This is a genomic window from Streptomyces sp. NPDC002156, from assembly GCF_053593675.1.
Window position 1 is genome coordinate 14,589 of record NZ_JBSFDA010000140.1, and the last position, 12,661, is coordinate 27,249.

Here is a 12,661-nt window from a genome sequence, read left to right on the forward strand (position 1 = left end):
GTCCGCGGCGTCAACGGTCCGTCAGCCGCTGACTCAGCCACTCCAGCGAGCCGGGGATCTCCCGCCGCCAGGTGTTGAAGTTGTGGCCGCCGCTCTCCAGGACGATCGTCGAGATCCTCGTCGGGGCCTTCGTCTTGACGAGGTCCACGAACCGCATCGTCGGGCCGTAGTTGGCCTCTCCGTGCCTGCTGGTGGTGACCAGCAGGGAGACGTCCGGCGGCGGCATGTGCTTGATGTACCACTCCAGGTCGGCGTGGCGCTTCAGGTTCTTGTCGCCCTGGAAGAGGTCTCCCGTGGTGGCGTCGATCGGCGCCTTGTAGGAGGGCGACAGGCCCACCGCCGCCGTGTACACGCGCGGGTGGTGCATCGCGAGCTTCAGCGCGCAGTAGCCGCCCGTGGAGTCGCCGATGATGCCCCAACTGCCGGGCCTCGACCCCACCCGGTAGTGGCCGGCGATGGCCCTGGGCAGGTCCTGGGCGAAGAACGTCTCCGTCTGCGGCCCGTTCGGCACGTCCACGCACTCGGTGTCCCGGGGCGGCGCCACGGTCGGCCGCAGCATCACCAGGATCATCGGCTGCGCCCTGCCGTCGCGCGCCAACTCGTGCGCGGTGTGCGGAAAGTTGAGCTTCGTGATGAGGGACTCCGAGGTCCCCGGATAGCCGGTGAGCACGACCACGACCGGGAAGGTGCGCTTCGCGTACTGCGGCTGGAAGTACTCCGGTGGCAGATAGACGTACGCCGGAGAGGTGATCCCCGTCTTCTTGCCGACGACGCCGATCTTCTGGATCTGGCCGCCGACCCTGGGCAGATGACCGCCCGGCACCCGCACCGACTGCGTGGACAGCACCTGGAAACCGCCGTGCACCCCGCTGCTCTGGTCCACGACCACGCCCTGGTCGGTCTCCTTGCCCAGGAGGTCGTCCCAGGAGGCGTAGAAACCGAAACTCTGGTTGACGGCAAGACCGACCGAGGCGAACACCGCGACCTGGGTGGCCAGCAGGAGCACCGCCCGGCCGCTGACGGCCCGCCAGTTGCGGCGCGCCAGCCGGGGCCAGAACGCGATCGTGCCGATGAACAACAGAGCGGCGGCCAGGATCGCCAGCGCCAGCACTGTTTTGCTCGTGAGCCCCATGACTGCTGTCGCCCGCTCTCTCCCCCGGTGCCGGCCGCCGTGCTCACGTTCCTTCACAGCGGCTTGCCCCGGACTTTGGGTGTCCTTTGAAACGGCTTTCCACGGGGGAGTGAACCTGTTCCCCCGAGACACCGTCCTAGAGGGCGCAATGTCGCCGGATGCCGGATTGGCTCCGGATTCCAGGTCTCTCGCAGAACTACGGGATGCGATGTCTGTCAGGACAGATGGTGAAATGTCGGCCGGGGTTCCGGAACGATCAAGCCGAGTACGACGCGTACTGAGCGGCCCGCGTCCCGAGGCCGTCCCCGCGGTGGTCGCCCGGGCCTGTGCACTCGTGGGTCTCGTCGACATCGCCGCCGGGGTGTTCCCGCGCTTCCGGCACAGCCGGATGCACGCGATCGCCGAGGTGCTGCCCGGCGCGCTCGGCCCGTTCGCCGCCGCGCTCTCGCTCAGCACCGGCGTCCTGCTGCTGCTCCTCGCGCACGGCCTCAGGCGCCGCAAGCGCCGGGCCTGGCGGGCAGCCGTGGCCCTGCTGCCGGCCGGCGCCGTGGCCCAGTTCGCCTACCGGCACTCGCTCGTCGGGCTGGTCATCTCCGTCCTCCTGCTCGTGGTGCTGCTGCGCCACCGCACCGAGTTCGAGGCGCTGCCCGACCCGCGCAGCCGCTGGCGCGCGCTCACCAACTTCGTCCTGATGAGCGCCGGTTCGCTCGCGCTCGGGCTGGTCATAGTGAGCGCCCACGGCGACCGCATGTACGGCGACCCGAGCCTCGCCGACCGCATCACCCACGTCCTGTACGGCCTGTTCGGCTTCGAGGGCCCCGTCGACTACGACGGGCCCACCTCCTGGACCGTCGGCTACTCGCTCGGCGCCCTGGGCCTGCTGACCGCCATCACGACGATCTACTTCGCCTTCCGCCCCGAACACCCGGCCGCACACCTCACCCAGGAGGACGAGGACCGGCTGCGCGTCCTCCTCGACAAGCACGGCCGCCGCGACTCCCTCGGCCACTTCGCGCTGCGCCGCGACAAGGCGGTCGTCTTCTCCCCCAGCGGCAAGGCGGCGGTGACCTACCGCGTCGTCTCCGGTGTGATGCTGGCGAGCGGCGACCCGATCGGCGACGTGGAGGCCTGGCCCGGCGCCATCGAACGCTTCATGGACGAGGCCAAGGCCCACTCCTGGACCCCCGCCGTCATGGGCTGCTCGGAGACCGGCGGCGAGGTCTGGACCCGCGAGACCGGCCTCGACGCCCTCGAACTGGGCGACGAGGCGGTGGTGGACGTCGCGGATTTCTCCCTCTCCGGGCGCGCGATGAGAAACGTGCGCCAGATGGTCAAGCGCATCGAACGCGCGGGCTACGAGACCCGGGTACGGCGCATCCGTGACCTCGGGGAGAACGAGCTGGAGCGGATCAGGCTCGCCGCGGAGGACTGGCGCGGCACCGACACCGAGCGAGGCTTCTCCATGGCGCTGGGCCGCATCGGCGACCCGGGAGACGGCGACTGCCTGATCGCCACCGCCCACAAGGCCGACGAGCAGCCCGGCCCGTACGGCGACCTCAAGGCGATCCTGCACTTCGTGCCGTGGGGCACCGACGGCGTCTCCCTGGACCTGATGCGACGCGACCGCTCGGCCGACCCCGGCATGAACGAACTGCTCATCGTGGCCGCCCTGGAGGCCGCCCCCCGCCTCGGCGTAGCCCGCGTGTCATTGAACTTCGCCATGTTCCGCTCCGCCCTGGCCCGCGGCGAGAAGATCGGCGCAGGACCGGTACTGCGCGCCTGGCGCGGCCTCCTGGTGTTCCTCTCCCGCTGGTTCCAGATCGAGTCCCTGTACAAGTTCAACGCGAAGTTCCGCCCCCGCTGGGAACCCCGCTTCGTGGTCTACCGCACCTCAAGCGACCTCCCCCGCATCGGCCTGGCCGCCATGCAGGCAGAGGGCTTCGTGAACCTGGCCCTCCCCCGCATCCTCCGCCGCCGCACCGCGTCCCGGCGCCCGTGCGCCCACGGGGTGTCGGACAGAGGGACGGTACGCGCGGCGTGACGAGAAGGGCGGGCGGGTGGGAAACAACGGCACAAACCACAACGCACCCGCACCGACAGATCCCGCCAAACCGCCGGGGGCCTACGCTGAACGCATGAACAACCACAGCGGACGCGGCCGGGTCGCCGGCCTCCCGGCCTGGGACCGCTGCGCGGTCATGGGCGTCGTGAACGTGACCCCGGACTCCTTCTCCGACGGCGGCCGCTGGTTCGACACGACCAACGCCGTCAAACACGGCCTCGACCTGGTCACCGAGGGCGCCGACCTGGTGGACGTCGGCGGCGAGTCCACCCGCCCCGGCGCCACCCGCGTCGACGAGGCCGAGGAACTCAAGCGCGTCGTCCCCGTGGTCCGCGGCCTCGCCGCCGAGGGCGTCACCGTCTCCGTCGACACCATGCGCGCCTCGGTCGCCGAACAGGCGCTCGCGGCGGGCGCCGCACTCGTCAACGACGTCAGCGGCGGCCTCGCGGACCCCGCGATGATCCCGGTCGTCGCGGACTCCGGCGCCCCCTTCGTCGTCATGCACTGGCGCGGCTTCCTGGAGGGCGGCAACATCAAGGGCGTGTACGCGGACGTCGTCTCCGAGGTCGTCGACGAACTCCACGCGCGCGTGGACGCCGTACTGGCCGGCGGTGTCGCCCCCGACCGGATCGTCGTGGACCCGGGTCTCGGCTTCTCCAAGGGCGCCGATCACGACCTGACCCTCCTGGCCCACCTCGACCGCCTCCACGGCCTGGGCCACCCCCTCCTGGTCGCCGCGTCCCGCAAACGGTTCCTGGGCCGCGTACTGGCCGGGCCCGAGGGCCCCCCGCCGCCCGCGCGGGAGCGCGACGCCGCCACCGCCGCCGTCTCCGCGCTCGCCGCCCACCAGGGCGCATGGGCGGTCCGCGTGCACGAGGTCCGCGCCACCGCCGACGCCGTACGGGTCGCCCGCGCGGTGGAGTGGGCCCGCGACGCGGAAGCCGTCCGCAGCGCAGAGGGAGCCCGGTGAGCGCGCCCCACACCGACGTCGAGCAGGTCGAACTCGCCAACACCGCCTTCTACGAGGCGCTGGAACAGGGCGACTTCGAGGAACTGTCCTCGCTCTGGCTGACCCCCGCCGACCTGGGCGTCGACGAGGAGTACCACGACCCGGCGGAGACCGGCGTGGTCTCCTGCGTGCACCCCGGTTGGCCGGTGCTGACCGGACGCGGCGAGGTGCTCCGCTCGTACGCGCTGATCATGGCGAACACCGAGTACATCCAGTTCTTCCTCACCGACGTGCACGTCTCCATCACCGGCGACACCGCCCTGGTGACCTGCACCGAGAACATCCTCAGCGGCGGCCCGGCCCCCGAGGACAGCGACGAGCTGGGGCCACTGGTCGGCCAGCTGGTCGTCGCCACCAACCTGTTCCGCCGTACGCCCGTCGGCTGGAAGCTCTGGTCGCACCACGCCTCCCCGGTCCTCGCCGAGACCGACGAGGACGAGGCCGACGACACACCCTCCTGAGCCGAACGTGGCCGAAGCCTGCCGAACGTGGTTGGAATCACGAACACGGGGTAAGTGCGGCTACCAGCCCGTGAGCAGCCGTGTTCCCCCGGGGAAACACCCGATGAACCCTCTTGACCATCACGTGGACGGGCCCCTCGTGGGGCGGGCACTGTCAGTGCCCGCAGGTAGATTCGGAAGTGGCTGACGGGCCGGGCGCACCCGGTCCGAAGCGGCCGCCAACGACGATTGCAGGAGTGATTCGCGTGGATCGTGTCGCGCTGCGCGGCCTGAGGGCCCGTGGACACCACGGTGTGTTCCCGCAGGAGCGGGAAGAGGGCCAGACCTTCGTCGTGGACCTCTCCCTCGGCCTGGACACCCGTCCGGCCGCGGCCGACGACGACCTGGCGAAGACCGTGCACTACGGCATCGTGGCGGAGGAGGTCGTGGCCGTCGTCGAGGGCGAGCCCGTCGATCTCATCGAGACGCTCGCCGAACGCATCGCGCAGGTCTGTCTGAAGCACCAGGGGGTCCAGGAGGTCGAGGTGTGCGTCCACAAACCGGACGCGCCGATCACGGTCCCCTTCGACGACGTGACCATCACCATCACCCGGAGCCGAGTATGACCGCCTCGTTCACCGAGAGTCAGAGCGACCCGACCGTCCAGCCGGTGCCGGCCTCCGTCGTCCAGCAGGTGGACGCCGCCGACACCACCCTGCACAACCCGAAGCGCGCCGTGATCTCCCTCGGCTCGAACCTCGGCAACCGCCTGGAGACCCTCCAGGGGGCCATCGACGCCCTGGAGGACACCCCGGGCGTCCGCGTCAAAGCGGTCTCGCCGGTGTACGAGACGGAGCCGTGGGGCGTCCCCGAGGGCAGCCAGCCGTCGTACTTCAACGCCGTGGTCGTCCTGAAGACGACACTCCCCCCGTCCTCGCTCCTGGAGCGCGCCCACGCCGTCGAGGAGGCCTTCCACCGCGTCCGCGAGGAGCGCTGGGGCCCGCGCACGATCGACGTCGACATCGTCGCGTACGCCGACGAGGTCTCCGACGACCCGGTGCTCACCCTCCCCCACCCGCGCGCCCACGAGAGGGCCTTCGTCCTCGCCCCCTGGCACGACGTGGACCCCGAGGCCCAGCTGCCCGGCCGCGGCCCGGTGGCGGCGCTCCTGGAGACCCTCGCCCAAGACGGTGTCGCGCCCCGCGCCGACCTGGAACTCCAGCTGCCGGAATAGCCGTTAAGGTCATGACGGCCACAGGTCGGTGGTCCGGTCCGGGGAGCTGAAGGGGCACCGTGAGAGAGCTGCACGTCAAGATGCTGGCCGGCGTGTTCGTGGTCGCCGGAGTGCTCTCCTGGGCGGGGGCCCGGCTGTGGAACTCGGTGGGGACACTCCCGAGCGTCCCGCTGGCCGCCCCCGTCGTCCTCGCCCTGATCGCCGCGGTCCTGCTGGCCACGGCACTCTCGCTCCGCGCCCGCCTCAAGGCCCAGCGCGACCGCCGCCCCGGCGCCAAGGGCGTCGACCCCCTGATGGCCGCCCGCGCGGTCGTCTTCGGTCAGGCCAGCGCACTGGTGGCCGCCCTGGTCGCCGGAATGTACGGCGGCACAGGGGTCTTCCTCCTGGAGTCCCTGGACATCCCCGCCCGCCGGGACCAGGCCATCTACGCCGGCTTCTCGGTCCTGGCAGGCATCGCGGTCATAGCGGCAGCCTTCTTCCTGGAACGAGTCTGCAAACTCCCGGAGGACGACGACAACAACGCGGGCACGGCGCCCGCAGCGTAGACAGGCCTCATGAGGAGCGCCCCAAAGGGGCGCGGGGAACTGCGCGACCAGCCACGACGGCCCCGCAGACGAAAAACCGGCCTGAATCAGCGAGCCATGATGAGGCTCATCGCCTCGTTCCGGGTGGCCGGATCCCGCAACTGCCCCCGAACCGCCGAAGTGATCGTCTTCGCCCCCGGCTTCCGAACCCCCCGCATCGACATGCACATGTGCTCGCACTGCACGACGACGATCACCCCACGCGGCTCCAGGATCTCCATCAGGGAGTCGGCGATCTGCGTGGTGAGTCGTTCCTGCACCTGCGGTCGACGGGCGTAGACATCCACCAGCCGAGCCAGCTTCGAGAGCCCCGTGATCTTGCCGTCGACGGACGGGATGTAGCCGACGTGAGCAACTCCGACGAACGGCACCAGGTGATGTTCGCAGGAAGACAGCACCTCGATGTCCTTCACCAGCACCATCTCGTCGTGCCCCAGGTCGAACGTCGTCGTCAGGACGTCCTCGGGCTTCTGCCACAGCCCCGCGAATATCTCCCGGTACGCCCGCGCCACCCGCCCCGGCGTCTCCCGCAGGCCCTCGCGGTCCGGGTCCTCGCCGACCGCGATCAGCAGTTCGCGCACGGCGTTCTCCGCCCGCTTCTCGTCGAACACGCCGATCGTGCCTTCGCCGTCCAGCGTCACGGGGTCGGTCATCTGGTGCCTCGTTCCTGTCCCTGTCACGCGTGTGGACCACGCGTCGCACGTGCGGACATACCGAAATGCCGCGTCCCCCAGGCTAGAACCTGAGGGACACGGCATCCATTCCGGGCCCACTGAGCGGGAGGAGGCGGGAGAGCCGGGATCAGCTCTCCGTACGATCCTCCGGCACCGGCTCCGTCACGGGGACGGACTCGGTGGCTCCGGCCTTGGTGGTGATCGCCGGCGCCGAGCCGTTCGTCCCGTTCGTCAGCGACAGCTCCTTGGGGGAGAGCACCGGCGGGCGGGTGGACGGCGTACGGCGGGAGGAGCCGGTCCACGCGGGGCGGGCCGGGCGCTTCACGATGGGAGCGAAGACCTCGGCGATCTGCTCCTTGCTCAGCGTCTCCTTCTCCAGCAGCTGCAGCACCAGCGCGTCGAGCACGTCGCGGTTCTCGACCAGGATCTCCCAGGCCTCGTTGTGCGCGTTCTCGATGAGCTTCTTGACCTCTTCATCGACGAGCGCGGCGACCTCTTCCGAGTAGTCGCGCGGGTGCGACATCTCCCGGCCCAGGAAGGGCTCGGTGTTGTCGCCGCCGAACTTGATCGCGCCGAGGCGCTCGGTCATGCCGTACTGCGTGACCATCGCGCGGGCCGTTGCCGTGGCCTTCTCGATGTCGTTCGCGGCACCCGTCGTCGGGTCGTGGAAGACCAGTTCCTCCGCCGCCCGGCCGCCCAGCATGTATGCCAGCTGGTCGAGCATCTCGTTGCGAGTGGTGGAGTACTTGTCCTCGTCCGGGAGCACCATCGTGTAACCGAGGGCCCGGCCGCGGGACAGGATCGTGATCTTGTGGACCGGGTCGGAGTTCGGGGAGGCCGCCGCGACCAGGGCGTGGCCGCCCTCGTGGTACGCGGTGATCTTCTTTTCCTTGTCCGACATGATCCGGGTCCGCTTCTGCGGACCCGCCACGACGCGGTCGATGGCCTCGTCCAGCGCGGCGTTGTCGATCAGCTTCCTGTCGCCACGGGCGGTGAGCAGTGCGGCCTCGTTGAGGACGTTGCTCAGGTCCGCGCCGGTGAAGCCCGGCGTGCGACGGGCGACCGCCGACAGGTCGACGTCCGGAGCGACCGGCTTGCCCTTCTGGTGAACCTTGAGGATCTCCAGTCGGCCGATCATGTCCGGGCGGTCGACCGCGATCTGGCGGTCGAAACGGCCGGGACGCAGCAGCGCCGGGTCGAGGATGTCGGGACGGTTGGTGGCTGCGATGAGAATCACACCACCCTTGACGTCGAAGCCGTCCATCTCGACGAGCAGCTGGTTGAGCGTCTGCTCGCGCTCGTCGTGACCACCGCCGAGGCCGGCGCCGCGATGGCGGCCGACCGCGTCGATCTCGTCGACGAAGACGATCGCCGGAGCGTTCGCCTTGGCCTGCTCGAAGAGGTCACGGACCCGGGAGGCACCGACACCGACGAACATCTCGACGAAGTCGGAACCCGAGATCGAGTAGAACGGAACGCCCGCCTCGCCCGCGACGGCACGCGCGAGCAGCGTCTTGCCCGTACCGGGAGGCCCGTAGAGGAGCACACCCTTGGGGATCTTGGCGCCGACGGCCTGGAACTTGGCCGGCTCCTGGAGGAACTCCTTGATCTCGTGCAGTTCCTCGACGGCCTCGTCCGAGCCCGCGACGTCCGCGAACGTCGTCTTCGGGGTGTCCTTGGTGATGAGCTTGGCCTTGGACTTCCCGAAGTTCATGACTCGGGAGCCGCCGCCCTGCATCTGGTTCATCAGGAACAGGAACACGACGACGATGAGGACGAAGGGGAGCAGCGACAGCAGAATGCCCACGAACGCGTTCTGCTTGGTCGGGGAGACCGTGTAGCCGTCCGGAATCTGCTTGTTCTGGAACTTGTCCTGGAGAGTGTTCGCCAGGTTGACGCCCTGGTCGCCGATGTAGCTCGCCTGGATCTTCGAGCTGCCCTCGACCTTTTGGCCGTCCTTGAGCTGGACCTTGATGACCTGCTCGTCACCGGTGGTGATCTTGGCCTGCTCGACCTTGTTGTCATTGATCGCCTGGACGACCTGGCCGGTGTCCACCGTCTTGTAGCCGCCGGACGAGCCGACGACCTGCATCAACACGACCACGGCAAGGACGGCCAGCACGATCCACATGACCGGCCCACGGAAGTATCGCTTCACGTCCATCCATACGGAGCGGTGCCGCCCCGTCCCTCCTGCCATAGTGAGTTTGACAAAGACTGTTCTAAAGACTGCTCTTCGGACGGTACCCCAGCTTTGTCACCCGAAGGCGCACGGGCGGGCTGGCAATCACGTCCACGCAAGCTCCAACGGCGCGGGACCCTCCGGGGTTCCCGGACGTCCGAGAGGACCGGCCCTTTGGCTCAGCCGCCGTAGACGTGAGGCGCGAGCGTACCGACGAACGGAAGGTTGCGGTACTTCTCCGCGTAGTCGAGGCCGTAACCGATCACGAACTCGTTCGGGATGTCGAAGCCGACCCACTCCACGTCGATGGCGACCTTCGCGGCCTCCGGCTTGCGCAGCAGGGTGCAGATCTTCAGCGACTCGGGCTCGCGGGAGCCGAGGTTGGAGATCAGCCAGGACAGGGTCAGCCCGGAGTCGATGATGTCCTCGACGATGAGGACGTGCTTGCCCTTGATGTCGGTGTCGAGGTCCTTGAGGATCCGCACCACACCGGAGGACTGGGTGCCCGCGCCGTACGACGACACGGCCATCCAGTCCATGGTGAGGGGGGTGGACAGCGCCCGGGCCAGGTCGGCCATGACCATCACCGCGCCCTTGAGGACACCGACGATCAGCAGGTCCTTGCCCGCGTACTCCGCGTCGATCTTCGCTGCCAGCTCTACGAGCTTCGCGTCGATCTCTTCCTTGGTGATGAGCACCGACTTGAGGTCGGCACCCATGTCTTTCGCGTCCACCCGCATCACTTTCGGTCGTCCCACCTGCTGCCCGGCCCCTCTCGGAAGGGGGGTGGGATTCAGCCTTGCCGAATCACCAGTCTGCCACCCTGCCGCTGGGCGACGACCCGGCCGGGGAGATTGATGGCTCCCTGACCGCGCCAACCGGTGATCAGCCGGTCGACTTCCTCGATGTGGCGGGCGAACAGCGAACCGGCCGGAGCGCCCGCCTCGATGGCGGCGCTGCGCAGGATGCGGCGGCGTACGGCGGGCGGCAGGGCGTACAGCTTGGCGCACTCCAGGAGGCCCGCCGCGTCCCGTACGGAGGCCTCGGCCTGGCGGGCCCAGGTGTCGAGGGCGTCGGCGTCGTCGCGGGAGAGCTGGGCCGTACGGGCGAGCGCCTCGACGACTCCCTTGCCGAGGGCTTTCTCCAGGGCGGGCAGGCCCTCGTGACGCAGCCGGGACCGGGTGTAGGCCGGGTCGGCGTTGTGCGGGTCGTCCCAGACCGGGAGGGACTGGACCATGCACGCCTTGCGGGCGGTCTGCCGGTCGAGCTGCAGGAAGGGGCGGCGGTAACGGCCGTCGGCCCCCGAGACCGCGGCCATTCCGGAGAGGGAGCGGATGCCGGAGCCGCGGGCGAGGCCGAGCAGGACGGTTTCGGCCTGGTCGTCGCGGGTGTGGCCGAGGAGGACGGCGGCGGCGCCGTGGCGCTCGGCGGCGGCGTCCAGTGCGGCGTACCGGGCGTCGCGGGCGGCGGCCTCGGGGCCGCCCTCACGGCCGACGGTGACGGCGATCGACTCGACCGGGGCGAGGCCGAGTTCGGTCAGCCGCAGGACCACCTCGTCGGCGCGGAGGTCGGAGCCGGGCTGCAGGCCGTGGTCGACGGTCACGCCCCCGGCGCGCAGGCCGAGTTTGGGCGCTTCGAACGCGAGAGCGGAGGCGAGCGCCATGGAGTCGGCGCCGCCGGAGCACGCCACGAGGACGAGCGGGGAGGACTCGCCAGGTGTAGTGGGGCCGGGGAGAAGCGCGGCGTGCTGAGCGTGCGGGGTGTGGTGCCCGCTGAGGATGTCGTGGAGGGCGCGGCGAACCGCCAGGCGTATCGCCGCGACCGCAGGATGGGGACCCATGTCCGGTTCCCTTCATGAAGTTTTCGGGGGGTGAGCCGATTCCGGTCACTCAGAGTGTGTAGATGGTGACAGAAACGGGCCGTTCCCCGAGCATTGCACGCCTACCCATGCCCCACGGTCCCTCGGACGGGTGATTGAAGGGGCGTTCACCTGCCGTCGGCCGGATTCGTTCACCACGTACCCCATGGGCTCACGATTCCGTCTTGCGGTGCACCCTCGCGACCCAGTCCGCCGGTTTGGCGATCTCCGCCTTCGTCGGGAGGGTGTTCGGGGAGGTCCAGACGCGGTTGAAGCCGTCCATGCCGACCTGGTCGACGACCGCGCGGACGAAGCGTTCGCCGTCCCGGTACTGCTTGAGTTTGGCATCGAGACCGAGCAGCTTGCGCAGGGCGAGGTCCAGGCGGGAGGCGCCCTTGGCCCGTCGTTGCTGGAATTTCTCCCGGATCTCGGCCACGGAGGGCACCACCGCGGGGCCCACTCCGTCCATCACGAAATCGGCGTGCCCCTCCAGGAGGGACATGACCGCGGTGAGCCTGCCGAGGATCTCCCGCTGGGCCGGCGTCTGCACCAGCTCGACCAGGGAACGTCCGCCGTCGTCCTCCTCGCCCTCCGGCCGGCCGCCCGCGAGGGACTGCGCGGCCTCCCTGATGCGCTCCAGGAACGTCATGGGGTCGACGTCGGTCTCCCCCAAGAACGACTGGATTTCGCCCTCCAGGTGGTCGCGCAGCCAGGGCACGCCGGTGAACTGGGTGCGGTGCGTCTCCTCGTGCAGACACACCCAGAGCCGGAAGTCGTGGGGCTGTACGTCGAGTTCGCGCTCCACGTGCACGATGTTCGGCGCGACGAGGAGCAGCCGGCCGCCGCCGTTGGCGCCCGCCGGCAGTTCGCGGGTGGCCGGCGCGAAGGTCTCGTACTGGCCGAGAACCCGCGACGACAGGAACGACAGCAGCATCCCCAGTTCGACGCCGGTGACCTTGCCGCCGACCGCGCCGAGCACGGCCCCGCCCGGTGAACTCCCGCGCCGCTCCTCCATCTTCCCGAGCAGCGGCCTGAGCACCTCACGGAACCCGGCGACGTTCGCCCGCACCCAGCCGGGGCGGTCGACGACGAGTACGGGGGTGTCGTGGACGGCGTCGGTCCCCATCCGGGTGAACCCCCGGACGTGCTCCTCGGACGCCTTCGCGTGCCGCCGCAGCTCCGCGACGATGGCCCGGGCCTCGTCACGGCTCACCTCCGGGCCCGGCCTCACCAGCCGGGTCGCGGTCGCCACCGCGAGATTCCAGTCGACCATCCCAGCAGATGCCGCACCACCGATGCTCGTCATGCGTCAACGGTACGGGAGCGGTCCCCTTGGGGGCAGGTTGCGAGGTCGGCAGAGGCCGGGCTCTGTTGGGTCGGCACCCGGCGTTGTCGGCTGTGCCCACCCGTTCCGCCCTGCGGAACGCCTGCCCACAGCGGTGCCGATGCGCTGCGGCGCGGGCGGGCTGGGGGCCAGGAGCCGCGC

General features: G+C 69.9%; 12 protein-coding genes. 6 read left to right on the forward strand and 6 right to left on the reverse strand.

Features of this window, described 5'->3' with window-relative positions; genetic code table 11:
- Positions 1–10: 10 nt before the first annotated feature.
- Complete coding sequence (locus tag ACWCRB_RS37580; protein ID WP_451000341.1) at positions 11–1,132, reverse strand: alpha/beta hydrolase; 1,122 nt, start codon at positions 1,130–1,132, stop codon at positions 11–13.
- A gap of 232 nt (positions 1,133–1,364) precedes the next feature.
- Between ACWCRB_RS37580 and ACWCRB_RS37585 the strand changes: the two genes are divergently transcribed.
- The 6 genes from ACWCRB_RS37585 to ACWCRB_RS37610 all read left to right on the forward strand — a co-directional run bounded on the left by ACWCRB_RS37585 (position 1,365) and on the right by ACWCRB_RS37610 (position 6,422).
- Positions 1,365–3,173, forward strand: a complete 1,809-nt coding sequence (locus ACWCRB_RS37585) for a phosphatidylglycerol lysyltransferase domain-containing protein (RefSeq protein WP_451000342.1) — start codon at positions 1,365–1,367, stop codon at positions 3,171–3,173.
- A gap of 94 nt (positions 3,174–3,267) precedes the next feature.
- Complete coding sequence (gene folP, locus ACWCRB_RS37590) at positions 3,268–4,164, forward strand: dihydropteroate synthase (RefSeq protein ID WP_451000343.1); 897 nt, start codon at positions 3,268–3,270, stop codon at positions 4,162–4,164.
- A complete protein-coding gene (locus tag ACWCRB_RS37595; protein ID WP_451000344.1) occupies positions 4,161–4,664 on the forward strand; it encodes a nuclear transport factor 2 family protein in 504 nt (167 codons plus the stop codon). The genes folP and ACWCRB_RS37595 overlap by 4 nt, the downstream gene beginning before the upstream one ends.
- Before the next feature lie 245 nt (positions 4,665–4,909).
- Complete coding sequence (gene folB / locus ACWCRB_RS37600) at positions 4,910–5,269, forward strand: dihydroneopterin aldolase (RefSeq protein ID WP_189150548.1); 360 nt, start codon at positions 4,910–4,912, stop codon at positions 5,267–5,269.
- A complete protein-coding gene (folK, locus tag ACWCRB_RS37605) occupies positions 5,266–5,877 on the forward strand; it encodes a 2-amino-4-hydroxy-6-hydroxymethyldihydropteridine diphosphokinase (protein ID WP_451000345.1) in 612 nt (203 codons plus the stop codon). The genes folB and folK overlap by 4 nt, the downstream gene beginning before the upstream one ends.
- Before the next feature lie 80 nt (positions 5,878–5,957).
- Entirely contained in the window at positions 5,958–6,422 is a 465-nt protein-coding gene (locus ACWCRB_RS37610) for a DUF3180 domain-containing protein (protein WP_451000351.1), read from the forward strand.
- An 86-nt stretch (positions 6,423–6,508) separates the two neighbouring features.
- Here the strand turns inward: ACWCRB_RS37610 and folE are convergent, their stop codons facing one another.
- The 5 genes from folE to ACWCRB_RS37635 all read right to left on the reverse strand — a co-directional run bounded on the left by folE (position 6,509) and on the right by ACWCRB_RS37635 (position 12,481).
- Positions 6,509–7,114, reverse strand: a complete 606-nt coding sequence (gene folE / locus ACWCRB_RS37615; RefSeq protein ID WP_451000346.1) for a GTP cyclohydrolase I FolE — start codon at positions 7,112–7,114, stop codon at positions 6,509–6,511.
- A 148-nt stretch (positions 7,115–7,262) separates the two neighbouring features.
- Positions 7,263–9,299, reverse strand: coding sequence for an ATP-dependent zinc metalloprotease FtsH (ftsH, locus tag ACWCRB_RS37620; protein WP_451000347.1), 2,037 nt, complete (start codon positions 9,297–9,299; stop codon positions 7,263–7,265).
- 197 nt (positions 9,300–9,496) lie between these two features.
- Positions 9,497–10,057: a hypoxanthine phosphoribosyltransferase gene (gene hpt, locus ACWCRB_RS37625; RefSeq protein ID WP_044471976.1), complete on the reverse strand. Its 561-nt coding sequence runs from the start codon at positions 10,055–10,057 to the stop codon at positions 9,497–9,499.
- A 53-nt stretch (positions 10,058–10,110) separates the two neighbouring features.
- Complete coding sequence (gene tilS / locus ACWCRB_RS37630; RefSeq protein ID WP_451000348.1) at positions 10,111–11,157, reverse strand: tRNA lysidine(34) synthetase TilS; 1,047 nt, start codon at positions 11,155–11,157, stop codon at positions 10,111–10,113.
- A 190-nt stretch (positions 11,158–11,347) separates the two neighbouring features.
- A complete protein-coding gene (locus ACWCRB_RS37635; protein ID WP_451000349.1) occupies positions 11,348–12,481 on the reverse strand; it encodes a zinc-dependent metalloprotease in 1,134 nt (377 codons plus the stop codon).
- Positions 12,482–12,661: the final 180 nt, after the last annotated feature.

Excerpts from the sequence above, each read along its gene's own strand:
- ACWCRB_RS37585 (WP_451000342.1), top strand. The coding sequence starts at position 1,365 with ATGTCGGCCGGGGTTCCGGAACGATCAAGCCGAGTACGACGCGTACTG.
- folP (WP_451000343.1), top strand. The coding sequence starts at position 3,268 with ATGAACAACCACAGCGGACGCGGCCGGGTCGCCGGCCTCCCGGCCTGG.
- hpt (WP_044471976.1), bottom strand. The coding sequence starts at position 10,057 with ATGCGGGTGGACGCGAAAGACATGGGTGCCGACCTCAAGTCGGTGCTC.
- ftsH (WP_451000347.1), bottom strand. The coding sequence starts at position 9,299 with ATGGACGTGAAGCGATACTTCCGTGGGCCGGTCATGTGGATCGTGCTG.
- tilS (WP_451000348.1), bottom strand. The coding sequence starts at position 11,157 with ATGGGTCCCCATCCTGCGGTCGCGGCGATACGCCTGGCGGTTCGCCGC.
- folK (WP_451000345.1), top strand. The coding sequence starts at position 5,266 with ATGACCGCCTCGTTCACCGAGAGTCAGAGCGACCCGACCGTCCAGCCG.
- folE (WP_451000346.1), bottom strand. The coding sequence starts at position 7,114 with ATGACCGACCCCGTGACGCTGGACGGCGAAGGCACGATCGGCGTGTTC.
- ACWCRB_RS37635 (WP_451000349.1), bottom strand. The coding sequence starts at position 12,481 with ATGACGAGCATCGGTGGTGCGGCATCTGCTGGGATGGTCGACTGGAAT.
- ACWCRB_RS37580 (WP_451000341.1), bottom strand. The coding sequence starts at position 1,132 with ATGGGGCTCACGAGCAAAACAGTGCTGGCGCTGGCGATCCTGGCCGCC.
- ACWCRB_RS37610 (WP_451000351.1), top strand. The coding sequence starts at position 5,958 with ATGCTGGCCGGCGTGTTCGTGGTCGCCGGAGTGCTCTCCTGGGCGGGG.